The following is a 22,168-nucleotide window of genomic DNA, read 5'->3' as shown; positions in this document are numbered from 1 at the left end:
AGCCTCAAATAACAGGCCAAAGGCTACCTGAAAATGCACAACTGTTTTAACTGCATTGAAACTTCGCAGAAACGCCATTGAAGCTTTTTCAGGTAGCCTTCAACTTATTGATTACTCTTGATACACATAGTTGGCCCGCTTAATGTGGCACAGCAGCTCATAGGAAATCGTACCGGCGGATTGGGCCACGGTGGCTACGGAAACGGCGTCGCCCCACAGCTCCACTTCGCTGCCCACGCCTTGATGATGGTCGAGCTCAACGGCGAGCATATCCATGCTCACGCGGCCGATGAGGCGGCTGGGTTGGCCGTTTACGGTGAGCGGGCAGCCGTTTTGTGCGGTGCGGGGGTAGCCGTCAGCATAACCGCAGGCGGCAATGCCGATGCGGGTGGAGCGTTCGGTGATGAAGGATGCGCCGTAGCCGACAGGCTCGCCGGGCTGGAGGGTGCGTTCGGCAAAGATACGGCTGGTGAGGCGCATCACGGGTTTGAGTTCGGGGCAGGCTCCCGGAAAGGGCTCGATGCCGTAGAGGGCGATGCCGGCACGCCCCCAGTCACGGCGGGCGGCGGGGTGGGCGATGATGGCGGCGGAATTGGCGAGGCTCTGTGCGCCGGAAAGGCCGGCCACGGCGGTGTCGAAAGCAGCCAGCTGGGCAGCGGTCATCGCTTGTTCCGGCTCGTCGGCGCGGGCGAAGTGGGTCATGTTCACAATGTGCGCCACCTGGGGGCTTTGACGCAGAGCTTGGTGGGCGGGAGCGAAGTTTTGCGGGAAGAAGCCCACGCGGTGCATGCCGGAATCCATTTTCAGCCAAACGGTAACCGGCTCGCGCCAGCGGTGTGCCAGCAGGCTTCCGAGCTGCCATTGGTTTTGTACGCCCGGCCACAGGCGATATTCGTCTACCGCAGCGTATTCAGCCGGCTCAAACACGCCTTCGAGCATCACGATGGGCGCGCTGATGCCGGCTTCGCGCAGTTCGATGCCTTCATCCAGCGTGGCCACGGCGAAACCGTCGGCCAAATCGGCCAGCGTACGGGCGCAGCGCACGGCACCGTGGCCGTAGGCATCGGCTTTCACCACAGCGAGCATTTTGTTGCCGTGCAGGCGTTTGAGCAGTTGGTAGTTGTGGCGCAGGTGGCTGAGGCGGATGGTGGCAGTGAGCGGGCGCATGGCGGGTCTCTATTCTCTATCGGTTAGGGTTGGTATGGGTTTCAGGTAGCCTTTAAAGGCTACCTGAAAAATAAATACGGCATTGATGGCCTGCAACAGCAAATTGGTCGAGCATGAGGCTACCTGAAAGTTTCAGGTAGCCTGTAAATTGGCCGCAGAGGATAGGCCAATCATCCCCTGCGGCCAATCTGCCTACTGCATCCGAATGGAAATAAAGCTGTTTTGATGCAGCTGCTGGAGCAGGCCCTGCATGGCGGCTTGGGTTTTCTGGGCAGCGATGGCATCGTGCACGCCGGCGCGGATGCGGGCATCGGGCGTGTTCGGCGTGCGCGCTTCCACTAGGCGGATCACGTGCCAGCCGAACTGGGTGTGTACCGGTGCGCTCACCTGACCGGGTTTCAAGCCGCGCATGGCACGTTCAAACTCGGGCACGGTTTCGCCTTCGGAGAGCCAGCCCAAATCACCGCCATTGGCAGCGCTGCCGTCTTGCGAATACTGGCGCGCCAGGGCGGAAAAATCGGCGCCGCGTTGGGCATTTTGCGCCAGGCGTTGTGCCAGCCGCTGGGCGCGCTCGCCTTGGCTGGCAATCAAAATATGCTGGGCATGGTATTGGGTTTTAGGTGCGGCCTGCGGCAGGGTAATGCCTTGGGCGCGGGCGCGGGCGATGGCGGCATTGATTTCGTCTTCACTCACTTTAGCCTCGCCGGCAGTTTGCCCCTGTTGCACACGTTGGGCGAGCATACTATCGCGCACTTGGCGGCGCAGGGCGGTTTTGTCGATGCCGAAGCGGGCTTGGGCAGCTTCAAACTGAGCCACACTTTGGCGGCGGGAGGCGGCGATGCGGGCGATTTCTGCTTCCACTTCGGCATCGGGCACTTGGATATTGTTGCGCCGACCGGCCTGCACCAAAAGCGATTGGTTCACCAGCTGCATCAGGGTTTGCCGCTGCAATTCCTGCTCGGATACTTGCATACCGCGCGGCATTTGACTGCGGGTGTGGGCCACGGCCTGATCGAGCTCACGCTGGGTGATGACTTCGTTCTCCACCACGGCCACGATGTTGTCTACCGACCGCACGGTGTTGGCCAAGGCTACCTGAGAAGCCAAGCTCATGCCCAGCGCCAAAACCAAAGTTTTCATTTTCATCTACGCATTACCTCATCAATGTTAGTGTAGCCAGGAATCGACTGGCGGATTTGTTCAAAAGGATTGTTGCCCAAGCTGCTCAAGTCGCGCAGGCGCAGCTGGAGGAAGAAGGCATTTTTGCTGGAATTCACGCCGTTCACATAATGCTGGCCGACGGCGCTCAGACTCCAGCAGCCGCAGCCGCTGATGTATTCCATGCCCAAAAGGTGTTCCACCGGCTTATGTTCGCTGAAGGAATAGCTGTGGCGGCCCACTAGATAAAGATTGCGGCTCACCGGCCATTGGAAATACACGTCGGCCCGGCGCACTTTGCCGTATACGTCGTCGTAAATTTCGCCATGGCGGCGATATTGATAGCGCGCACCCACGGTTTTGCCGGGCTCAGGGCTGTAGCGCAGGCCAAGATGATATTTGGCCGCGGCATTTTGGCTGGTGTCGTAGTGCACTTCGCTGTTCAGCCAGATATTGTCGGTTACCCGACCGTCGGCGAAGGCCAGCAAATCGGAATGGCCGCTGCGCCGCTGCACGCGGCTGCCGTCGAGCAGCACATCGTCGCGGGTGAAATACAGGCGCTGGCCGAGACCGGCGGAGAAACGCTCTTCGCCGTTTTTGGCGTCATACAGGCGGGTTTGCACTGCCATGGTGAGGAAGTTGGCGGCATTAATGCGGTCGTGGCCAGAGAAGCGGTTTTCGCGGAATAGTTGGCTGTAGTTGAAACTGTTTTCTGCAGTATCGAACAGCGGAATATCGTTTTGCTGCTTGGCAGGGATGTAGGTGTAGAACAGGCGCGGCTCTAAGGTTTGCACATAATCACGCCCCTGCCAGCTGGCCGGCCGCTCAAACACCATGCCGCTATCCACACTGAAGGTGGGCAGTATGCGGCTGAAATTGCGTGCCTGCGCGCCGTTATGGCTGTCTAGGTTGTAATAAGTGGCGTGCAAGCCGAGCTTGGGTCGGACATAGCCCCAGCTGCGGTTGAGTTCCGCGCTCACACTGGGGTTGAGCACCAAACGGCTGCCTTCCTGTTTGCTATCGTGGCGGAAGTTGCTGTATTGACCGAACATTTGGAAGTTGGCGATGCCGAAACGCTTCTGCCACTGGCTGCTTAGGCGCGGCAACAGTGAATAGGGTTGGTCGCCTTTGTAGCCGTCGGCATTAGCCAGAGTTTGGTATTTCTGCACAGTGGCGTAGCTGTCGAAGCGGCCAGTCCACAATTCGGTTTGGTGGCGCAGCCACAACTGGCGGTTGAGGTTGACATTGGTGGCGATATCAGTACGGTTGTAGAAATCGCGGTAGTAATCGTCATCGGATACTTGGTGGAAATCCACACCGCCGCTGAGGGTGCGGCTGAATTGATGTTGGTGGTTCCAATCGATTTTGCTACGGGTGGTGTGCCGGCTAAGCTGGTCTTTGGGCAGTACGGCCAAACTTATATCTCCCTGGTATTTAGGCCGCAGATAGCGGAACTGGCCGGCCAGCTGCAGGCCGCGCCGGCTATAGAGTTTGGGCGTAAGCGTGAAGTCGTAGTTCGGAGCAAGGTTGAAATAATAGGGAATGGTGATTTCCGCGCCGTTGGAGCCGGCTTTGAAGGTAGGTACTAAAAAGCCGCTTTTACGGTTGCCGTTGAGCGGAAAATCAATCCACGGCGTATAAAACAGCGGCACACCACCCACCACTAGCGAAGCATTGCGTGCCATGCCAATATTGCGTTCGTAGTCCGCTTCAATGTTTTTGGCACGGATATACCAACTCTCATCGCCTGAGTTGCAGGTGTTGAAGCGGCCGTTTTCCAAGTGGTAGCGGTTTTCGCCATCTATGCGCAGAGTTCGGCTGGTGCCCTGCAGGCGGCGGCGGCTGCTTTCGGCTTCGAAGCGGGCATTGGTGGCCTCGCCCTGGCGGGTGTCCATCTTATAACGCAGATTTTCGCCACTCACGCGCCCACCGCCCTGCTCCAAAATGAAGCGGCCACCGGCATGCACGGTATCTTGCGGCTGATTGTAGTCAATCCATTGCGCGTTGAGCACCTGGTTGCCGCGCTCCACCACCACATCGCCCTCGGCACGCACGCGCACATCGCTCTGGCCGATAACACGGTCGGCATTCACGCGGGTAACACCTTCGGCCAATGCACCTTCGCCGCTGGTTTTCACCGGCGCAATCATCTGTTTGGGTGCATCCGGCCTGTGGCAGGCTGCCCCTCCCTCTGCCGCCAGCGACAACGGCTCGGCCTGCAGCAGGGCTGGCAGGCTCAAACCGGCCAGCACGGCAGCCACCATCGGGCTCAATCGGAAAAAGCAAGACAAAGAATCACCCCAATTTTTTTACAGCGGGTTTAAAATGGCGCATATTTTAACCCGAAAAACATCATGGAACGAGAAAAAGAATTGCAAAACTGGCTGCAGAAACGTTATCCGCAGCGGAGTTTCACCCTTTCCTTCGCTGCAGCGGATGCCGATTTCCGCCGCTATTTCCGCGCCGTATTCGAAAACGGCGAGAGCGTGATCTGCATGGACGCACCGCCCGACAAAATGAGCATCGAACCCTATTTGCGCGTGCGCGAGATTTTTGCCGCCGCACATGTGCCGCAAGTGTTCCACCACGATATCGAACACGGTTTCGCCGCCTTGGAAGACTTCGGCAAAGTGCCCTACCTGGCCGCACTGGAGCACGACACCCGCCCCGAAGTGCAATGCGCCCTGCTTTTGGATGCGCTCGACACACTGATCGAACTGCAAAAATCCAGCCGCCCCGGCGTGCTGCCCGAATACAACGAAGCCGTGATGCGCCAGGAAATGCAGCTGTTCCCCGATTGGTTTATGGCCAAAGAGCTGGGCAAAAGCCTGAACTTCAAACAGCAGCAGCTGTGGCGGCAAACGCTCGACACCCTCCTGCCCGTACTGACCGCCCAGCCGCAGGTGTATGTGCACCGCGACTTCATCGTGCGCAATCTGATGCTCACCCCGGGCCGCCCCGGCGTGCTCGATTTCCAAGACGCGCTCTACGGCCCGATTACTTACGACCTGGTTTCCCTCCTGCGCGACGCATTTATCGAATGGGAAGAAGAGTTTGTCATCGACCTGGCTGTGCGCTACTGGGAAAAGGCCCGCGCTGCCGGCCTGCCCGTACCTGCCGATTTCGACCGTTTCTACCGCGATTTCGAATGGATGGGCGTGCAGCGGCACTTGAAAGTGGCCGGCATTTTCGCCCGCCTGTGGCACCGCGACGGCAAAGGCAAATACCGCCCCGAAATCCCCCGCTTCCTCAACTACCTGCGCCGCACCGCCCGCCGCTACCGCGAATTCGCCCCACTCTACGCACTCTTGCTCGAGCTGGTGGGCGACGAAGAACTGCAAACTGGCTACACGTTTTAAACGGCGAACGGTTTTAACTTCGTTGAAGCTTACGCTTTCAGGTAGCCCCAAACCAAGCAGAGGGCTACCTGAAACGGGTAACGGCAAGCAGACAATTTTTCAAGCCGCTATTTTGTTTTTCAGGTAGCCTTTTGTTCTGAGACAGGTTACCTGAAAACTTTTCCAGCATAGCAAATACCAAACTATCATGCGACAAACCTACCACCCCCTCACCTTCTTCTCCCTTTCCCTGCTTCTTCCCTGGCTGATGTGGTTCGTCGCCGCCTACATCAGCCATCATCAGCCTTCGAAGGCTATGCAGTATATACAAATCGGCTTAAGCATAATCGGGCTGGTATCGCCGATGTTGCTGGCATTATGGCTGCTGCGAAGCAACCCCAGCTTGCGTGCCGATGCTGCCAACCGGCTGCTGAAGCTGGGCGGTTTTCCCAAACGCTATCTGCTGTGCACCCTTCTGCTCCTGCCGTTTACTTTGATATTGGCACAATTTATCTCCTTGCTGTTTGGCCACAGCATGGCGCAATTCCACATCTCCGGCAACCCCTCATTTAGCTCAGCTATGGTCTCGCCGTGGTTCCTCCTCATTTCTGCTGCCATCATTGAAGAGCTGGCCTGGCACAGCTATGGCACCGATGCGCTATTGAGCCGATTCAGTATGTTCGCCGCCTCCATGATCTTTACCATATATTGGGCGCTGTGGCATCTGCCGCTGGCCTTTATTCAAGGCTACTACCATAGCCAAGTAGTAGCTGAAGGCGCGCTATATACCGCCAATTTTGTGTTCAGCATGATTGTATTCGTGTTGCTTTCCAACTGGCTGTATCTGAAAAGCGGCCGCAGTATCCTGATTGCTGTGTTGTTCCACCTATCTGCCAACCTCGGCAACGAAATTTTTGCCACTCATCCCGATAGCAAAATCATCCAAACTGGTTTGCTGCTTATATTGATCCTCTGGATTATTACCAAAGACAAAGCCTTATTTTTCAGCAAACCTTAAACTTAAACCATGCCCAACAGCCAAAATAATTTTCAGGTAGCCTGCTGCATGAGAGGCTACCTGAAAGTAAGATTTCCACAAAAAGGCGAGCTTCTGCAAAACTAAGATTTTTATTCCCTATATGGCATCGGCCTGTATTGCTGTATCAACTTGATCAATTAGCCAACCAGCTTACAACGGGCAATCAGATGCTTTGCAGCAAGGCTGCCATGTTTTCACGGCTGAAGCCAGCTTCCACTGCAGCTTGGCCTAGCTGTTTGAGAATAACAAGACGGATTTGGCCGGCTTGATTTTTTTTGTCATGCTGCATGTGGGCAAGCCAGGTATCAATCGCAAACTCCGGCGGTGCAACGGGCAATCGTGCGGCTTGCAGCAGGCGGATGATGCGTTCGGTGTCGGCGGTTTTCAGGTAGCCTTTATGCTCGGAAAGTCGCGCAGCAAGCACCATGCCGGCAGCCACAGCTTCGCCGTGCAGCCAGTTGCCATAGCCCATTTGGGTTTCGATGGCATGGCCGAAGGTGTGGCCGAGGTTGAGCAGGGCTCGGATGCCCTGTTCTTTTTCGTCCTGCTCAACGATGTGCGCCTTCATTTGGCAGCAGTGGCGGATGGTATCAGCGAGAGTGGTTTGCTCTTGCTGCATAATGCTGGGCATGGTTTGTTCGAGTCGGGCGAGAAAATCAATGTCTCTGAGCAGGGCGTATTTGATGACTTCGGCCAAGCCACCGGAAAATTCGCGCGGAGGAAGGGTTTGTAGGGTGGAAGTATCGGCAATGACGGCTTGGGGCTGGTAAAACGCGCCGATCATGTTTTTGCCGAGGGAATGGTTGATACCGGTTTTCCCACCCACGGATGAATCGACTTGGCTGAGCAGGGTGGTGGGAATTTGAATGAAGGGGATGCCACGCTGATAGGTGGCAGCAGCAAAGCCTGCAAGATCGCCGATTACGCCGCCGCCGAGGGCGAGGATGGTGGTACGGCGGTCGGCATGGTGCTGCAACAATCCAGTGTAGATTTGCTGGAGGGATTCGTTATTTTTGTATTGTTCGCCGTCGGGCAGGATGATGCTGCAGGTACTGATGCCGAGTTGTCGGCAGGCGGCTTCAACAGGAGCAAGGTAGAGCGGGGCAACGGTCTGGTTGCTGATGATGGCGGCTTTGCTGCTAATGTGTGGGCGGATGTGTTCGGCCAGATTATCAAGCAGGCGAAAGCCGATGTGGATGGGGTAGCTGTGGCCGGGGGTATGGACGTGCAGAGTTTGCATCATCGGTTTTCTTGGCTATGTTGTTGAATCAGCTGCAACAGTTGCTTGGTGATTCGCGGGCAGGAATGTTGCGGCGGAATATTGAAAATGAGGTGGGCGGTTTCGCGGTAGAGCGGGTCGCGCTGTTGGTAGGATGTTTGCAGCTTGTCGAGTGGGTCGGCTACCTGCAACAGGGGGCGGTTTTTGTCGTATTGGATGCGCCGGTATAGAATTTCTGGGGTGGCGTGCAAATAGATCACTGTGCCGCGCGTATGCAGACAACGGCGATTGTCGGGAGACAAGACAGCTCCACCACCTGTGGCAAGGATGATGGGATGGCGGCGGGTAAGTTCGTTAATAATGGCAGCTTCGCGCTTACGAAAACCACTATCCCCTTCCAGCTCGAAAATAGTGGGGATAGAAACGCCAGTGCGTTGGCAAATCAGTTGGTCGCTATCGATAAAATCGCGTTGCAGCAACGCTGCCAACTGCTTCCCATGCGTGGTCTTACCCGCACCCATCAATCCGATGAAAAAAATATTGCCTGCCATGGTATCCATGGCAGGCATTGTAACCGAATCAATCGGTGAAGTGTGGCTTAGTAGCGCAGAACGTTACCTTCACTGCCCATGATTCTCGGGGTGATGAAGATCAGTAATTCGTTTTTCTCATTGTTGCGCTTAGTACCACGGAACAAGTTGCCAACAACAGGAATATCACCCAGCAACGGTACTTTATACTGAGTATTGGAGTTATCTTCCTCATAGATACCACCCAAGATAATAGTGCCACCATCTTCTACCATGGCACGGGTAGTCAGCTCTTTGGTGCTGATACACGGAGTGCCTAATACGCTACAACCCTGATCCACAGAGTCTTTATTCAGCTTGATATCCATAATCACATTGCCATCAGGCGTGATTTGCGGAGTAACGGTCAAGCCCAATACAGCTTCTTTGAAGCTGGTACTGGTAGCACCACTGGAAGAAGCTTCTTGGTAAGGAATTTCTCGACCAGCTTTAATGGTTGCTTCTTTACGGTCTTGAGTCAGCACGCGCGGACTAGAAATAATCTTACCACGGTTTTGCTCCTGCATGGCAGTCAACTCCAAACCAAGTGCACCGGAAGACAAGGCACGAACAATGGTCAGCGAAGAAGTCGCAGATGCTGCCGGCAGGTTCACGTTCGGAGCAAGGTTAAAGATGTTACCGGTGGTGCTGGAGCCCCCACTCAAACCACTACCTACTCGGGTTGAACCGAATTTGCGATCATAACCAAATTTCACACCCAATGCACGGGAGAAGCCATCTTTAGCTTCAACAATACGAGCCTCAATCATCACTTGACGGGCAGGAACATCCAACTGTTCAATTAATCGCTCAAACTCTTTAATAACGTTTTGATTATCTTTAATAATCAAAGTATTAGTAGCCGGATCAATAACAGCAGAACCACGACTGCTCAATAAAGAGTTACTGTTATTACTGTTATTGGATCCACCATTCTCATTAATATTCAAAATTTTGCGGAATTCATTAACATCTTTATACTTCAACTGAAATGTACGAGACACCAGCGGACCAAGCTCTTCGATACGTTTAGCACCTTCCAAAGCTTTAAGATCAATTTCTCGAAATTCATCAGCAGGAGCAACACGGATAATATTACCGTTACGACGTGACTCTAGCCCGCGTGATTGCATTACCAAGTCCAAAGCCTGATCCCAAGGCACATCTTTTAATGACAAGGTCATCTTGCCAGAAACACTGTCACTAGCCACAATGTTCATATTGGATTCTTTAGCTAAAATTTGCAGAATGGTACGCACATCTACGTCTTGGAAATCTAAAGAAACACGTTTGCCGGTAAAGTTACGGTTGCGATTACGGTTGATACCAGCTTCGGCCACTACAGATTTGGGAGAAACGGTAATAGTATACCGACCAGCAGACTGGCTGGTTTTATGCTCCCAGCCGCCTTGATTTTTAATGGTAATTTCAGTATCGTTACCTAAACGGCGCAAACTGATAGTCCGGACCGGTGTGCTGAAATCGGTCACATCCAAATTGCGCTGAGCAGCAATCGGCAATTGGTTATTTTTCAGTAAAATAACCAGGTTATTTGAACGCTGTTTGATTTCAGGAGTGCCACGATAGCCGGCGGTATTAATTTCAATCACACCTGAATTATTTGCACCTTTGTGAAAATCAACTGCTACGTTTGCAGTATTGCTGCCAAGAGCAGTTTGTCCTGTGGCAGGCTTACTCTCAGTTACACCCAGAGACTCTTGCTGAATCTGGTTGTTGGGTGCAGTAGTTCTGGCAGCTGCAGAAGATGCTTGACCAGACTCGTTCAGATAAATCCAAACTTCGTTACCTTTGATTTCAGCATTGTATTGCCCTGGTCTGTTTAAGTTGAGCAAAACACGGGTCTTATTGCCGTCTTGAGCAACTGCGATTTGGCTGAGCAAGGAGTCATTATATTGAAGTACCGGTTGGCTAAGATTAGCACCGGTATTTTGGAAATCCAAAGCAATACGAGCAGGCGTAGTAGTAATGAAACCGCTAGGCTTCAACACATCCCGATCGAAATGGATTTTGATAACTTTTTGATTATTTGGCAAAGCAGAGACATTAATATCTGTAATATTACCAGCTAGTACGCCTTGCATGGCCAAGCCCATACCTAAAGCAGTTAGATATTGCAGTTTTTTGATTTTCATAGCGTAAATCCCTTGATAAGTTTAATTAGGTTTTGATTGATTAGAAGCATCTGGAGTTGTGTTCAGTTCCAACTCCGCTGTTCGACGTTGCCATGCACCATAGCTGTCTTCAGTTACCTCCGATAAAATCAGCTTATCCGGCGTAATAGCTGTAATTTGTCCGTAGTTTTGACCGAGATAATTGCCAACATGTACGGTATAGGTATGCCCACCGGCTTCAACAAAGGCAGAAACCTGCCCACCCCGCTTAATAGAGCCCACATAACGCAAGCTTTCCAAACTAAAGTTCTCCAAAATCTCTTTTGGCCTATCGGGGTTTGGAGCATTAATACCTGATTGCTGATTCACACGAAGCCGCTTTGAATCAAATATATTCAAACCATTAATAATAGGATCGATATACTCAGGCGACTTTGAAATAGTTGGTATCTGAGGTTGACGAACTTTATTTTTTGCTTCCGCCCGGGCGTTATCCATCCACTGCTGCAAATCACCCTCTGCCAAAGAACAGGCCGTCAGCAAAAAAATAATAGCCAAGAACCTTAGTATATTTTTCTTCATTATAAAATCCTTTTAAAGAACCATGCTTATCATTCAGCTTGTGATGCAGCTGATGCAGCAGCCACCTCACTCTGCGCCAACGCCTTATAGGTATTAGCATTAGCAGTCAAAGTGAGTACGCCATTACTATCTTTTGCATCTGCAGGAGCAAGATTGATCTTATCCAAAGTTACGATACGGGACAGACGACCCACATCACGTATAAATTGTGCAATTTGATCATAATTTCCCGAAATGGAAATCTCATAAGGCAATTGTTGTACGTTATCAAGATCCACCGGGGGCAGAGGCTTCACGCTATTCATCCGCATACTGTTTTTGGCCCCAGCTTGATGCAGCTCCTGAATCAGGTTCGGAATTTCTGCATCAGTTGGCAGCTGCTTCAGCAACACATTAAATGCAGTTCGGATTTTTTCCAATTCATCTTTCAAAACCGGCAGATTAGCCGCTTGATCAGCTTTACTCTGATAGTCCTGCTTCAACTGCTCTTCTTTCTGCTGCAAGGTTTCAAACTCTTCCCACTGCTCTTTAAACAAAACAAAGTAGCCTGCAACTAAAAGAAGAATAACAATAACAATACCAGCCCCAAGCTGAACCAGCTTGTTCTGTTTATATAGGGTGTTAAGGTCAATTTTTTGTGCCATGATTTCATCCTTCCATTAATTCGCAGGGGAGGAAGTGGCTGTAGCAGATGACGCAGGCGCTACAGGCGTATTAGGTATTGATGCGGAAACGTCGCTGGCAGCAGAAGCAGCCTCTGACGGCATCACAACAGGAGCAACATTCGCATAGTCGCCATTCATCGGTGCAGAAGCAGAAACTGCTACGGTCAATTCAAATTCTTGCACTGATTCTACTTTATTGATGCGATCTAATGAGGGCTGACCAAATACATTGGTACTCGGGATCACACGCATGAGATCGGCAATTTTGCTATCGCTGGTAGCTTTGCCCGACAGGGTATAAGTACTGACATCTTTTGCCTTAATCCCTGTAAGGTAAACACCTTCAGGTGCAACAGTATTCAGAGAATCAATCATCCTAGCCGCTTCAAAACGTTTATTTTCCAGTTCTTCTACTTTGGCTTTCCGAGCCAAGAAGTCACGTTTCTCAGCTTCCAAGGTTTCTACTTCCTTGATTTGAATATCTAGTTGCTCGATACCAGCAGTTAACTGCCGATTGCGGGACTCTTGGTTCAAAATCAAGCCGCTAAGCGATACATAGGTAAACACCAACAAACCAACTCCTATCAGCCCGGAAAATACCATCAGCCTGGTAAACTGAGCTTTTTTCTGCTTATCCTGCTCCTCACGATAAGGGAGCATATTCAGTTGAATCAATGGAATCATTTTACAATCCTCTTACAGCCAATCCAAATGCAACAGTTAGTTGCCCGGATTCCAAATTAAATTTCGAAGTTTCGGTTTGTTTGCTGCCTCGTGTGCTAGCAATAGGCTCCACTTGTTGAGTAGAGATATTTGTTTGAGCGTACACGCTTTTTGCAAGACCGAAAGGCTGCATAAACGGACATCCAGAAATCAAGATGTGCTTAATGCTATCTTGGTAATCACTGCTAACCGTGGTGTAATAGAATTGCAGAACCCTTTGGATTTCCTGAGTAAGCTGACTATTAAAGTGATCAGCTACTGCGCCTTGGAAATCTGCGGGCTTATTGCTTTTGAAACGCATACTCCACGCATCATCCTCGCTCAATTTATATTGGCGCTGGATATTGTGGGTCAGCTGCTTGTTGCCAAAATTGGTTTCTTGTTTATAAACAAGATTGCCATTTTGGAGGATCAAAGCTTTGGTCTGATCTTCATCTACATGGAAGATAGCCAGTTTTTGATGTTCCAAATCGGGAGCGAATTGATCGATCCAAACAGAGAAAGCATTTACAACAGCAAAAGTATCCACATCCATTTGTGTCAATGGAATATCAGCATCCGAGAACAAGTCTGTGCGCAAATCCACATCGTCGCGCTTGGCGGCGGCCATCACGATTTCCTGCACATTACCGTTTTGCAATTCAGCAGTAACTTGGAAATCATAGCTCAGATTATCGGAGCCGATGGTTTGGCTGGCTTCCAGTTCAACGAACTCATCTATCGGCAAATCAGAACTACGAACATCATAAGTAATCGTTTGTATGTTGGTTAGAGCTTGCGGCAAGGCTGCTGTTACATTCTTGCAACCACTACCGAGCTGTTGGTAAGCTTGTTGTAAATATGACACGAGTTGGTCATGATCTTCGATGTTGCCGTTTATAATAACGCCTTTAGGTAGGGGCTGGATGGTGTAATTTTCCAACCGAAGATTACCCGGAACGCTGCCAACAAGATGTACCATATTAATGGCGGTTGGCGTAATATCCACGCCCAAGCAGCCTTTGCTGCCAAAAGATATTTTAGTCTTTTGTTTTGATTTTCTTGGTTTTTTTAATATTCGCATCTTTAAGTCTCCCTTTGAAAGACCAATTGAACGGTCACAGGCAAATTTATATCAGGTTTTGCGTTTTCTTGCATAAATTAAGGTATAGTTTACTTTAATCAAAGTACTTATTGATAGAAAAATTTGTAACTATGTTTAGAAAAATATTTAAAACTGTCTTTGGATTATTATTGGGGCTAGCCTTGTTCGGTATCGGATTGCTGGCTATTGCAGTTTTAGCAACCTACCCGAAACTACCCAGCTTAGAGATAGTAACAAATTATCAACCCAGGATGCCGCTAACTATTTATTCATCAGATGGCAAGCTCATCGGCATGTATGGCGAAGAGCGCCGTGCGTTTACTAAAATTGACGAATTCCCGCCGATGTTGGTAAATGCTGTTATCGCAGCAGAAGACAAACGCTTCTACCAACACTGGGGGGTAGACGTTACCGGCGTAGCGCGTGCTCTGATTGGCAACTTCCGTGCCGGGGGTGTGCAATCCGGTGCCAGTACCATTACCCAACAGGTAGCCCGCAACTTTTATCTCACCAACGAGCGCAGCTACCGCCGTAAATTCAACGAGGCACTGTTGGCCTACAAAATCGAGCAATCCTTGAGCAAACAACAGATTTTGGAGCTGTATTTCAATCAAATCTACTTGGGCCAGCGTGCCTACGGCTTTGCTGCCGCTTCGCAGATCTACTTCAACAAACCAGTAAAAGAGCTGACTTTGGCCGAAGCCACCATCCTGGCCGGCCTGCCTAAAGCGCCCTCTTCTTTTAACCCGATTGTGAACCCCGAGCGTGCCCGTTTACGCCAGCGTTATATTCTCAACAACATGGTTGAAGAAAAGATGATTACGCCAGCAGAACGCGATCAAGCGCTGGCCGAAGAGCTGCATTACCGACGCCAACAGGTAGAGATTGACCAAAACTCTCTATATGTAGCCGAAATGGTTCGCCAAGAAATGTACGACCGATATGGTGAAGATGCCTACACACAAGGCTTCCGTGTGTACACCACCGTTAGCTCCGAAAGCCAAAGAGTAGCCACCCTAGCCCTGCGCCGTGCCCTGAAAGGCTTCGGGCTGGGTGCTTATCGTGGCGCAGAAGCCTTTATCGATTTAAAAACGATAGAAGCTGATGCCTTAGATGAAAACTTAGATCAATATCTGGATACGGTTTACACCGTAGACGGCCTACAACCGGCCGTGGTGTTGCAGGCCAGCCGCTCTTCGATAGAAGCCTACACACAAGGCGGCAACCGCATCAAAATCAGCGGCAACGCACTCAATTATGTAGCGCGTACTATCAACAACGGTAAAGACAATGCCATCCGCCCCGGTGCGGTTATCCGCGTGCGCAAACTCGATCGCGGCTGGCAAATCAGCCAAATGCCCGAGCTGCAAGGCGCATTTGTGGCATTAGACAGCAAAACTGGCGCCATCCGCGCCTTGGTGGGCGGTTTCGACTTCCATAGTAAGAGCTTCAACCGTGCCACTCAGGCCGAGCGCCAGCCCGGGTCTACCTTCAAGCCCTTTGTGTACTCCGCTGCTTTGGCCAAAGGGATGACTGCCGCCACCACCATCAATGATGCCCCGATCGAATTGCCCGGCATGGGTAGCGGCGGCCGTCCGTGGCGTCCGAAAAACTCTGATGGCCGCTACTCTGGCTTCATCACCCTACGCCAGGCGCTTACTGCGTCTAAAAATATGGTTTCTATCCGCATCGTGATGGCACTCGGTGTGCACGAAGTGCATCAATACGTACAGCGTTTCGGCTTCAATGCCCGCCAGGTTCCCGATTCGCTGTCTATGGCCTTGGGTAGTGGCGTGGCTACCCCGCTGCAAATGGCGCAGGCCTATGCCGTATTTGCCAACGGCGGCTATAAAGTATCGCCCTATGTGATTGACCGGATTGAAGATAATCAAGGCCGTTTGCGTGCCCAGATGAAGCCCTTGGTGGCCGGCGAAAGCGCGCCGCAGGTTATCGATCCGCGCAACGCCTACATCATGTATACCATTATGCAAGACGTGGTGCGCCGAGGCACCGGTGCCCGTGCCAACGCGCTGGGCCGACGCGATATTGCCGGCAAAACCGGTACCACCAACGAAAACAAAGACGCCTGGTTTGCCGGTTTCAATCCCGACTTGGTGGGCGTGGTGTATATCGGTTTCGACAAACCGCGCAGCATGGGCCGCGCCGGCTTCGGCGGCACGATTGCCCTGCCCGTATGGGTCGAATACATGCGCTATGCGCTCCAAGGCGTACCGCAAAAAGGCATGCCGATGCCCGCGAAGATTGTCCGCAATGGCGGCGAATACTTCCTGCAAGAGCAGCAGAGCACCAGCCCGCGCCTGGCTATCGACAACCGTGGCGCCACTCCTGATGCTGAAGATATCCAAGCCGCAGGCGGCGATCCAGTGATTCCGGAAGAAACCGCGGTAGAGCCGGTACAGCCGCAAAACGGCGGTGGTGGCACAGCACCCTCACCAGAGATTGACGCCCTGTTCTAAACCAATCTCTCTGCCTGATTGAAAAGGCTACCTGAAACCCTATCCGGTATTTTCAGGTAGCCTTTTTCTCTAGTTGAAACATATGCAGCATTACACAGCCAATACAGTTGCCACGTGAGCAGCAAGTTACTTGTTCTACGCCACAGGCTACCTGAAAACATAAGGCTTCGACAAAGTTCCAACGAGCTTTACCCGTTCCTGCGAAGCTAACAATTTATTTTCAGGTAGCCTCTGGCTCAAACAGTATGATCTGCCTGCCAGACAACATCCAAGCAACAACATGACAACAAAACTGCATATTAAAAACTAAACGCCATTAAATAAGCAATAACGTGAGAATATGCCAAAAACCAGGTTCACAAAAATCGCAAATCATATAGTCAAGCCAAGCCCCTGCCCTGTATAATTCCGCCTCCGGCTGCTGCAGATTTGGGCGGCCGTTTCATTTTCCTGCCCCAGGGTGTGGCGGAAGCAATGATTTGTTCCTACATGGCGGTGAGCCACAGACAGCAAGGCAAGCCAACGCCGTAGGAAGCAATTCAGTGCTTTAACCATACCTAAAACCCACTCCATACCCACATCACTATGAATCAAAAACCCTCCGTACTCGGTGGCGCCATGATTATCGCCGGCACTGTAATCGGTGCCGGTATGCTCGCCAACCCCACCGCCACTGCCGGCATCTGGTTTGTCGGCTCGCTCATCGTGCTGCTCTACACCTGGTTTTCCATGCTCTCTAGCGGCCTGATGATTCTCGAAGCCACCACCCACTACCCGCCCGGCGCCAACTTCGACACCATCGTTAAAGACCTGCTCGGCCGTGGCTGGAGCATCATCACTGGCCTCTCCGTGGCCTTTGTACTCTATCTGCTCACCTACGCCTACATCTTCACCGGTGGCAACCTCACCGCCCAAGCCCTCCAAGCGCCGCTATGGGTGGGGCAGATCGTGTTTGCCCTCATCTTCGCCGGTTGCGTATGGTGGTCCACCTTCTGGGTAGACCGCGGCACCACCATCCTCATCGGCGGCATGATTATGACCTTCCTCTGGGCCAACGGCGGCCTGCTCCTTTCCGCCCAGCCCGCCGTATTATTCGATAGTGTTGGCAGCGGAAACGGCAGCTACTGGATCTATCTCGGCACCGCCCTGCCCGTATGCCTAGCCTCCTTCGGCTTCCACGGCAACGTGTCCGGCCTGTTCGACTACTTCCGGGGCGACGCCAAAAAAGTGGCCCGCTCGCTCTGGCTCGGCACCTTGGTGGCGCTGGTGATCTACGCCCTCTGGCAATTCGCCGTACAAGGTAACCTGCCGCGCAGCCAGTTCGGCCCCGTGATTGCCGCGCAAGACAACGTGGCCGCCCTGCTCGCCGCCCTCGCCCAAGTGGCCGGCAGCGGGCTGGTGCGCGTGCTCTCCCTGTTTTCCTACATGGCCATCGCCTCCTCCTTCCTCGGCGTTACCCTCGGCCTGCTCGACTACCTCACCGACCTGTTCGGCTTCGGCACCAGCCGCACCGGCCGCAGCAAAGCTGCCGCCCTCACCTTCCTGCCCCCGCTCGTTGCCTGCCTGCTGTTCCCCACCGGCTTCGTGCTCGCCATCAGCTACGTCGGCTTCGCCGCCACCGTGTGGACGGCTTTCGTCCCCGCCTTGCTGCTCTACGCCTGCCGCAAAAAATTCGGCGAAGGGAAAGGCTACCGCGTGTACGGCGGGAAATGGCTGATGGCTTGGGTATTCTTCTTCGGGCTGGCCAACGTAGCCGCTCAAGTCCTCAGCCGTGCCAATATCCTGCCCGTGTTTAATGGCTGATACCCGCCAAAAATTTCAGGTAGCCTTCGGATAGCGGCTACCTGAAAAATGATGGGGAACAGACTTTCCTCCATCCACGGCAAAACGAAAGGCTACCTGAAATTTTTCAGGTAGCCTTTTGCTCTTGGTTCTACTTAACTTTCGTGCACTGCCGCTCCGTCCGCTGCCGGCAGCAACTTACGCACCAGCAGCGTCAGCGCAAACGTGGCCGCAATCACCGGCAGCGTGGTGCCCAGCGGCGGCTGCCATTGCAGCATCAGGCGGTAGAACACAAAACCCGCCAGCCATAATGCCAGGCTCACCCAATCCGCTTCCCCTGAAGCCGGCTTGCGTTTCAGCACAAAATAATCCGCAATCTGCACCGCAATCATCGGCGCAAACACCGAGCCGATAAAATACAGAAACCCTTCAAAGCGGCTCACATCAAACACCAGCGCCAGCAGCGTGCCCAGCAGCGTAACCGCCGCTGCCACCGCCACTTCACCAAAACAGCTGCTGATGCTGTGAAAGCTCACCCCGGCCGAATACGCATCCAAAAACGTCGTGCTCACCGTGGACAACACCACCACCAAAATCCCGGCCGCGCCCAGCCCGGCATATTGCAGCATCGGCGCGATTTCGCTCTGGCCGGCAAACAGCGCCGCCGCCAGCCCGATGGCATACATCCACGAGCTGGTGCAGAAATAAGCCAGCGTAGCCGAAAGCGTGGCCGCCCGTGCCTTGGCTGCGCGGCGGGTGTAGTCCGACACCAGCGGCAACCACGACAGCGGCATCACCGCCGCCAGCTCCACTGCCAGCCCGAAACTCATCGCCTCCGCATCTGCCTGCCCGGCTGCCGCCGGCTCGCCGGAGGCTACCTGAACACTCAACCACAGCGTTAACGTAAACAGCGTGCCCATCGACACAAAATTGATTTTGCTGAAATTCCGCATCCCAATACGCAGCCACAGCAAAATCAGCGCGCCGATAATCACGCTCCACCCTATCTGTGCGGCGCTCCAGCCCGCCGTGAGCGCCGCCGCAGCCTGCGCCCCGGTGAAAATCATAATCGCCGTCCAGCCCGCCAGCTGCACCACGTTGGCCGCCGAAAACAGCAGCGAGCCGCGACGGCCGAAGGAAAGCTGTACCGTTTCCATCGCACTGCGCCCCGTTTGCGCCCCAATCAGCCCGGCCAGATAAAACAGCACCCCGCCGATCACATGGCCAATAGCCACTGCCAAAAGGCCCATGCGCCAACCCAACGGCGCAAACAGCATGCCGGTGAGAATTTCCGCCACCGACACCGCCGCCCCAAACCAAATCACCGCCGAAGCGGTAACCGAAAGTTTATCTGCCTGCTGTTCCATCAAACTGTTTCCTCTATATTGTGAAAACTACTCCACCGAGCCGCGTATCAAATGCGCATAAAAAAGCCCGGCACACCAAGCCAGGGGAGCAAAGCAGAGAAGACACCCATCCGTTCCGGATGGGGCAAAGCAACCCGAACAGCACATGCCGCCGCATTCCTCTGCCTGATAGTTCCCTACGCCGGTGCTAACCGGATCAGGTACAACGGGTATCCTCTCAGCCGCCCAAGGCAGCACCCCGACTAATTGGGCGCGATTATACCCCGCCGCCCTGTTTTTTCAAGCCGCCGCAGCAAAGGCAGTCGAACGCCAAATTGTTGAATGCTTCCACCGGTAAAAATGTTTCCACACCCAGTCGTTGCGGTTCCGCACACCTGCAAATCCGAACGGGAAGCATGATAACGGAACGGGGTAATCGGGGCAGATTGCTGTTTGGCTTTAGAACTGTAGAGAAGCAGCCCACATGTTTTCAGGTAGCTCCTCCCCCACAGGCTACCTGAAAAACTTCAGCCAACTCTTACCACATCACCGTAGTTCAACTTTGCCATACAGACAGTTCCCTGCCCGACAAGCATACAACAGCATTCAGCTTAAAGGCTACCTGAAAGCGGATATAGTGAGCTTTCAGGTAGCCTTTCCCACATTTCTAACGACGGCCGCAAGGATGCTGGCGCGCCCTACCCGGCCGCGTATCGCACAGCGACATGCCGCGCAGTCGGCGTGCCGCATCGGTCAGATCCGCCCGGCTCGGCAAGTGACGGAAGGCGTATTGCGCCACATAAAGCGCACGTTCGCCCCGCATCGCTTTTATCCAAGTATATTCCGGCCTGCCGCTTTGCGGGTTGTGCTCGCAGCTCATTTGCCAAAAAGCGAAGGGATAGCCGTTTTCCTGCCCTTCGCTCAGATTGATTGTGTTGCCGCCCGGGCAGGCGCTCCGCCAACCGTCCGACACCGCGCGGCGGAAATCGCTTACCGAGCGGGTGTTGCCGGCGAAGGTTTGTAGGGTAACCATCCGCTCCCAATTCTGCACCGTTTGCCCTCTCGGCACCAGCTCCACAATCGTCTGCCCGCCTTGCGAAGCCCGATAACCGATTTCAGATCCTGCCGGCGGTGCGCTGAAATAAACGATTTCTTCGCCGCGCGGGGCAGGCTTGGCCAGAGCCACCGCGGGCAACAGCATCAATATGGCCGGCCATAATTTTAGTTTCATGTTTTCATCCTTAATTATTTGAGTGGGGATAGATCAAACCAGATGGCAACGGGCAGCATATAGCTCCAAAGATTTGCCTGCACATTGCCAAAAGGCTACCTGAAATCTCACTCCCGTTTTCAGGTAGCCTTCATGCGATCAACCGTGAAACTCTTCCACCCAGCCCCCTTCAAAGAAGCCCTGCAAAATCGCCTGCGCGGCCACTTGGTCGAGCACGGGCTTTTGTTTGCGGCCGCGAAGGCCGGTTTGGTTGAGGAGTTCGGCGGCGTAGAGCGAGGTGAGCCTCTCGTCTGCCCAATACACGGGCAGGCCGAAGCGGCCGTTGAGGCGGCGGCCGAATTTGCGGGCCAGACGGGTCATTTCGTGTTCGCTGCCGTCGGTGGAAAGCGGCAGCCCTACCACAAATTGCACCGGCCGCCATTCGGCCACCAGGGCGGCGATGGCGGCGAATTTTTTGTCGTTGCCCTCGCCGCTGACGGTAGCCAGCGGGTGGGCAATACCCACTTCGGCGTCGCCCTGCGCCACGCCGATGCGGGTTTCGCCAAAATCGAAGGCCAGCGTGGTGCCGTGTGGGATATTAAGCATGGCCGCCGGTTCGGATGAGTTGCTCGGGGGCAATATTGAGCAGCGACATGGCGGCTTGGTAGCGCTGCTCGTGCGGCATACCAAACATGATGTGCTCGCTGGCAGGCACGGTGAGCCAGCTGTTTTCTGCCAGCTCGCGCTCGAGCTGGCCGGCGCTCCAGCCAGTGTAGCCCATAAATAGCATGGCCTGCTTCACGCTTTGTTCGTCGTGCAGGTGGGGAAGAATGTCTCCGGAGGAGGTGAGTGCGAGATTGTTGCCGATCACGATGCTGCTCATCCAGTTGCCCGCCGGGCTGTGCAGTACAAACCCGCGGTCCACCTGCACCGGGCCACCTAGGAAGATATAGTCGTCAAACAAATGCTGCGGCTCGGTGTGCTGCTGGGCGGAAAGAATCTGCCGCAGCGGCAGCGGCGAGGGCTTGTTGATAATCACGCCCATGCAGCCTTCGGCGGAATAGGAGCAAACATACACCACGCTGTCGGCAAAGAAATTATCCTGCATATCGGGCATGGCGATGAGGAAATGGTTGGTTAAATCCATATGGGTTTCGGCGTGTGTGGAAATAGTTTAATTATATAGTATAGATTATATAGCGGTTATGCCTGATTTAATACCGTGCTGTTTTATCTAGGCTGGCAATTTTCAGGTAGCCTCCATACGCTTGAGGCTACCTGAAAAATAAATAGCGTGCTGCCTGACCAGTATTCGGTACGGCAATTGTTTACTGACAATCTAGACAAACCATCTACCACAGTGCTGCCATCGCTCATACCGACCACATACAGCATATAGAAAAGGCTACCTGAAATTTTCAGGTAGCCTTTTATTAATTGGCAGATGCGGCTTGCATCAGTTATATGGGTTGTGCACGCTGCGTACCAAATCTTGCAGGAATTCGCGCACTTGTTTTTCGCTGCAGCCCATCAGCAGGGCGTCTTCGAAGGTGTCTTGTGCGAGCTGGTAGAGCTCTTGCATGTTTTCCTGCATCACTTTCACTTTTTCGGTGCACGATACGATGCTGCCGTCGTCGCTGTGCCATTTGGGCATGGTGGGCATATTCATGATGCAGG

The 22,168-nt window shown here is 53.2% G+C and carries 19 protein-coding genes and 1 riboswitch; of the genes, 4 read left to right on the top strand and 15 right to left on the bottom strand.

Translation table 11 applies throughout. From position 1 onward, the window contains the following. Window positions 1-111 precede the first annotated feature (111 nt). The 3 genes from alr to A7P97_RS03760 all read right to left on the bottom strand — a co-directional run bounded on the left by alr (window position 112) and on the right by A7P97_RS03760 (window position 4,616). Window positions 112-1,167: an alanine racemase gene (alr, locus tag A7P97_RS03770; protein ID WP_067530449.1), complete on the bottom strand. Its 1,056-nt coding sequence runs from the start codon at window positions 1,165-1,167 to the stop codon at window positions 112-114. A gap of 192 nt (window positions 1,168-1,359) precedes the next feature. Further along, window positions 1,360-2,313 carry a peptidylprolyl isomerase gene (locus tag A7P97_RS03765; protein ID WP_067530448.1) on the bottom strand — a complete coding sequence of 318 codons (954 nt, stop codon included), beginning with the start codon at window positions 2,311-2,313 and terminating at the stop codon, window positions 1,360-1,362. After that, entirely contained in the window at window positions 2,310-4,616 is a 2,307-nt protein-coding gene (locus tag A7P97_RS03760; RefSeq protein ID WP_067530447.1) for an LPS-assembly protein LptD, read from the bottom strand. Before A7P97_RS03760 ends, A7P97_RS03765 begins: the two co-directional genes overlap by 4 nt. Before the next feature lie 63 nt (window positions 4,617-4,679). Between A7P97_RS03760 and amgK the strand changes: the two genes are divergently transcribed. Together amgK and A7P97_RS03750 are read left to right on the top strand one after the other, a co-directional pair. Further along, a complete protein-coding gene (gene amgK, locus A7P97_RS03755; protein ID WP_067530446.1) occupies window positions 4,680-5,684 on the top strand; it encodes an N-acetylmuramate/N-acetylglucosamine kinase AmgK in 1,005 nt (334 codons plus the stop codon). Between the two features lie 187 nt (window positions 5,685-5,871). Next, window positions 5,872-6,681: a CPBP family intramembrane glutamic endopeptidase gene (locus A7P97_RS03750; RefSeq protein ID WP_067530445.1), complete on the top strand. Its 810-nt coding sequence runs from the start codon at window positions 5,872-5,874 to the stop codon at window positions 6,679-6,681. A gap of 184 nt (window positions 6,682-6,865) precedes the next feature. Here A7P97_RS03750 and aroB read toward each other — a convergent pair whose 3' ends face one another. The 7 genes from aroB to pilM are packed head-to-tail and all read right to left on the bottom strand — an operon-like array spanning window position 6,866 to window position 13,655. Next, window positions 6,866-7,942, bottom strand: a complete 1,077-nt coding sequence (aroB, locus tag A7P97_RS03745; RefSeq protein WP_067530966.1) for a 3-dehydroquinate synthase — start codon at window positions 7,940-7,942, stop codon at window positions 6,866-6,868. After that, window positions 7,942-8,490, bottom strand: coding sequence for a shikimate kinase (locus tag A7P97_RS03740; RefSeq protein ID WP_067525549.1), 549 nt, complete (start codon window positions 8,488-8,490; stop codon window positions 7,942-7,944). Before A7P97_RS03740 ends, aroB begins: the two co-directional genes overlap by 1 nt. A 29-nt stretch (window positions 8,491-8,519) precedes the next feature. Beyond that, window positions 8,520-10,643 carry a type IV pilus secretin family protein gene (pilQ, locus tag A7P97_RS03735; protein WP_185737521.1) on the bottom strand — a complete coding sequence of 708 codons (2,124 nt, stop codon included), beginning with the start codon at window positions 10,641-10,643 and terminating at the stop codon, window positions 8,520-8,522. Between the two features lie 21 nt (window positions 10,644-10,664). Next, window positions 10,665-11,204 carry a pilus assembly protein PilP gene (locus A7P97_RS03730; protein ID WP_067530444.1) on the bottom strand — a complete coding sequence of 180 codons (540 nt, stop codon included), beginning with the start codon at window positions 11,202-11,204 and terminating at the stop codon, window positions 10,665-10,667. A gap of 29 nt (window positions 11,205-11,233) precedes the next feature. After that, a complete protein-coding gene (locus tag A7P97_RS03725) occupies window positions 11,234-11,848 on the bottom strand; it encodes a type 4a pilus biogenesis protein PilO (protein WP_067438445.1) in 615 nt (204 codons plus the stop codon). A 15-nt stretch (window positions 11,849-11,863) separates the two neighbouring features. After that, the gene (locus A7P97_RS03720) at window positions 11,864-12,553 is read right to left on the bottom strand and encodes a PilN domain-containing protein (RefSeq protein ID WP_067530443.1); all 690 of its coding nucleotides are present in this window, start codon (window positions 12,551-12,553) and stop codon (window positions 11,864-11,866) included. A gap of 1 nt (window position 12,554) precedes the next feature. Further along, the gene (pilM, locus tag A7P97_RS03715; protein WP_067438439.1) at window positions 12,555-13,655 is read right to left on the bottom strand and encodes a type IV pilus biogenesis protein PilM; all 1,101 of its coding nucleotides are present in this window, start codon (window positions 13,653-13,655) and stop codon (window positions 12,555-12,557) included. Between the two features lie 131 nt (window positions 13,656-13,786). Here pilM and A7P97_RS03710 point away from each other — a divergent pair, with 131 nt between their 5' ends. Together A7P97_RS03710 and A7P97_RS03705 are read left to right on the top strand one after the other, a co-directional pair. After that, entirely contained in the window at window positions 13,787-16,153 is a 2,367-nt protein-coding gene (locus A7P97_RS03710) for a penicillin-binding protein 1A (protein ID WP_067530442.1), read from the top strand. A gap of 585 nt (window positions 16,154-16,738) precedes the next feature. Continuing rightward, window positions 16,739-17,956, top strand: coding sequence for an aromatic amino acid transporter (locus tag A7P97_RS03705; RefSeq protein ID WP_067530441.1), 1,218 nt, complete (start codon window positions 16,739-16,741; stop codon window positions 17,954-17,956). 134 nt (window positions 17,957-18,090) lie between these two features. Here A7P97_RS03705 and cytX read toward each other — a convergent pair whose 3' ends face one another. The 5 genes from cytX to A7P97_RS03680 all read right to left on the bottom strand — a co-directional run bounded on the left by cytX (window position 18,091) and on the right by A7P97_RS03680 (window position 22,160). Then, window positions 18,091-19,302, bottom strand: a complete 1,212-nt coding sequence (gene cytX / locus A7P97_RS03700; RefSeq protein WP_067596317.1) for a putative hydroxymethylpyrimidine transporter CytX — start codon at window positions 19,300-19,302, stop codon at window positions 18,091-18,093. A 156-nt stretch (window positions 19,303-19,458) separates the two neighbouring features. Continuing rightward, window positions 19,459-19,553, bottom strand: a riboswitch (TPP riboswitch). Between the two features lie 395 nt (window positions 19,554-19,948). Beyond that, entirely contained in the window at window positions 19,949-20,512 is a 564-nt protein-coding gene (locus A7P97_RS03695) for a hypothetical protein (RefSeq protein ID WP_082887588.1), read from the bottom strand. Window positions 20,513-20,650: 138 nt separating this feature from the next. Continuing rightward, window positions 20,651-21,097, bottom strand: coding sequence for a Holliday junction resolvase RuvX (gene ruvX / locus A7P97_RS03690; protein ID WP_067530438.1), 447 nt, complete (start codon window positions 21,095-21,097; stop codon window positions 20,651-20,653). Beyond that, window positions 21,090-21,638, bottom strand: coding sequence for a YqgE/AlgH family protein (locus tag A7P97_RS03685; protein WP_067530437.1), 549 nt, complete (start codon window positions 21,636-21,638; stop codon window positions 21,090-21,092). The genes ruvX and A7P97_RS03685 overlap by 8 nt, the downstream gene beginning before the upstream one ends. A gap of 309 nt (window positions 21,639-21,947) precedes the next feature. Continuing rightward, window positions 21,948-22,160: a hypothetical protein gene (locus A7P97_RS03680; RefSeq protein ID WP_003823382.1), complete on the bottom strand. Its 213-nt coding sequence runs from the start codon at window positions 22,158-22,160 to the stop codon at window positions 21,948-21,950. Between the last annotated feature and the right edge of the window lie 8 nt (window positions 22,161-22,168).

Source organism: Eikenella sp. NML070372, assembly GCF_001648415.1.
Classification (GTDB): Bacteria; Pseudomonadota; Gammaproteobacteria; order Burkholderiales; family Neisseriaceae; genus Eikenella; species Eikenella exigua.
The sequence above is the reverse complement of the archived record's forward strand: the minus strand, read 5'-3'. Positions and strand labels throughout refer to the sequence as shown.

What these genes read in the sequence shown, in the direction of transcription:
- ruvX (WP_067530438.1), bottom strand. Translation starts at nt 21,097, where the DNA reads ATGCTTAATATCCCACACGGCACCACGCTGGCCTTCGATTTTGGCGAA.
- A7P97_RS03695 (WP_082887588.1), bottom strand. Translation starts at nt 20,512, where the DNA reads ATGAAACTAAAATTATGGCCGGCCATATTGATGCTGTTGCCCGCGGTG.
- alr (WP_067530449.1), bottom strand. Translation starts at nt 1,167, where the DNA reads ATGCGCCCGCTCACTGCCACCATCCGCCTCAGCCACCTGCGCCACAAC.
- A7P97_RS03730 (WP_067530444.1), bottom strand. Translation starts at nt 11,204, where the DNA reads ATGAAGAAAAATATACTAAGGTTCTTGGCTATTATTTTTTTGCTGACG.
- pilM (WP_067438439.1), bottom strand. Translation starts at nt 13,655, where the DNA reads ATGCGAATATTAAAAAAACCAAGAAAATCAAAACAAAAGACTAAAATA.
- A7P97_RS03725 (WP_067438445.1), bottom strand. Translation starts at nt 11,848, where the DNA reads ATGGCACAAAAAATTGACCTTAACACCCTATATAAACAGAACAAGCTG.
- A7P97_RS03750 (WP_067530445.1), top strand. Translation starts at nt 5,872, where the DNA reads ATGCGACAAACCTACCACCCCCTCACCTTCTTCTCCCTTTCCCTGCTT.
- A7P97_RS03685 (WP_067530437.1), bottom strand. Translation starts at nt 21,638, where the DNA reads ATGGATTTAACCAACCATTTCCTCATCGCCATGCCCGATATGCAGGAT.
- A7P97_RS03720 (WP_067530443.1), bottom strand. Translation starts at nt 12,553, where the DNA reads ATGATTCCATTGATTCAACTGAATATGCTCCCTTATCGTGAGGAGCAG.
- pilQ (WP_185737521.1), bottom strand. Translation starts at nt 10,643, where the DNA reads ATGAAAATCAAAAAACTGCAATATCTAACTGCTTTAGGTATGGGCTTG.
- A7P97_RS03765 (WP_067530448.1), bottom strand. Translation starts at nt 2,313, where the DNA reads ATGAAAATGAAAACTTTGGTTTTGGCGCTGGGCATGAGCTTGGCTTCT.
- amgK (WP_067530446.1), top strand. Translation starts at nt 4,680, where the DNA reads ATGGAACGAGAAAAAGAATTGCAAAACTGGCTGCAGAAACGTTATCCG.
- A7P97_RS03680 (WP_003823382.1), bottom strand. Translation starts at nt 22,160, where the DNA reads ATGAATATGCCCACCATGCCCAAATGGCACAGCGACGACGGCAGCATC.
- cytX (WP_067596317.1), bottom strand. Translation starts at nt 19,302, where the DNA reads ATGGAACAGCAGGCAGATAAACTTTCGGTTACCGCTTCGGCGGTGATT.
- A7P97_RS03710 (WP_067530442.1), top strand. Translation starts at nt 13,787, where the DNA reads ATGTTTAGAAAAATATTTAAAACTGTCTTTGGATTATTATTGGGGCTA.
- A7P97_RS03705 (WP_067530441.1), top strand. Translation starts at nt 16,739, where the DNA reads ATGAATCAAAAACCCTCCGTACTCGGTGGCGCCATGATTATCGCCGGC.
- A7P97_RS03740 (WP_067525549.1), bottom strand. Translation starts at nt 8,490, where the DNA reads ATGCCTGCCATGGATACCATGGCAGGCAATATTTTTTTCATCGGATTG.
- aroB (WP_067530966.1), bottom strand. Translation starts at nt 7,942, where the DNA reads ATGCAAACTCTGCACGTCCATACCCCCGGCCACAGCTACCCCATCCAC.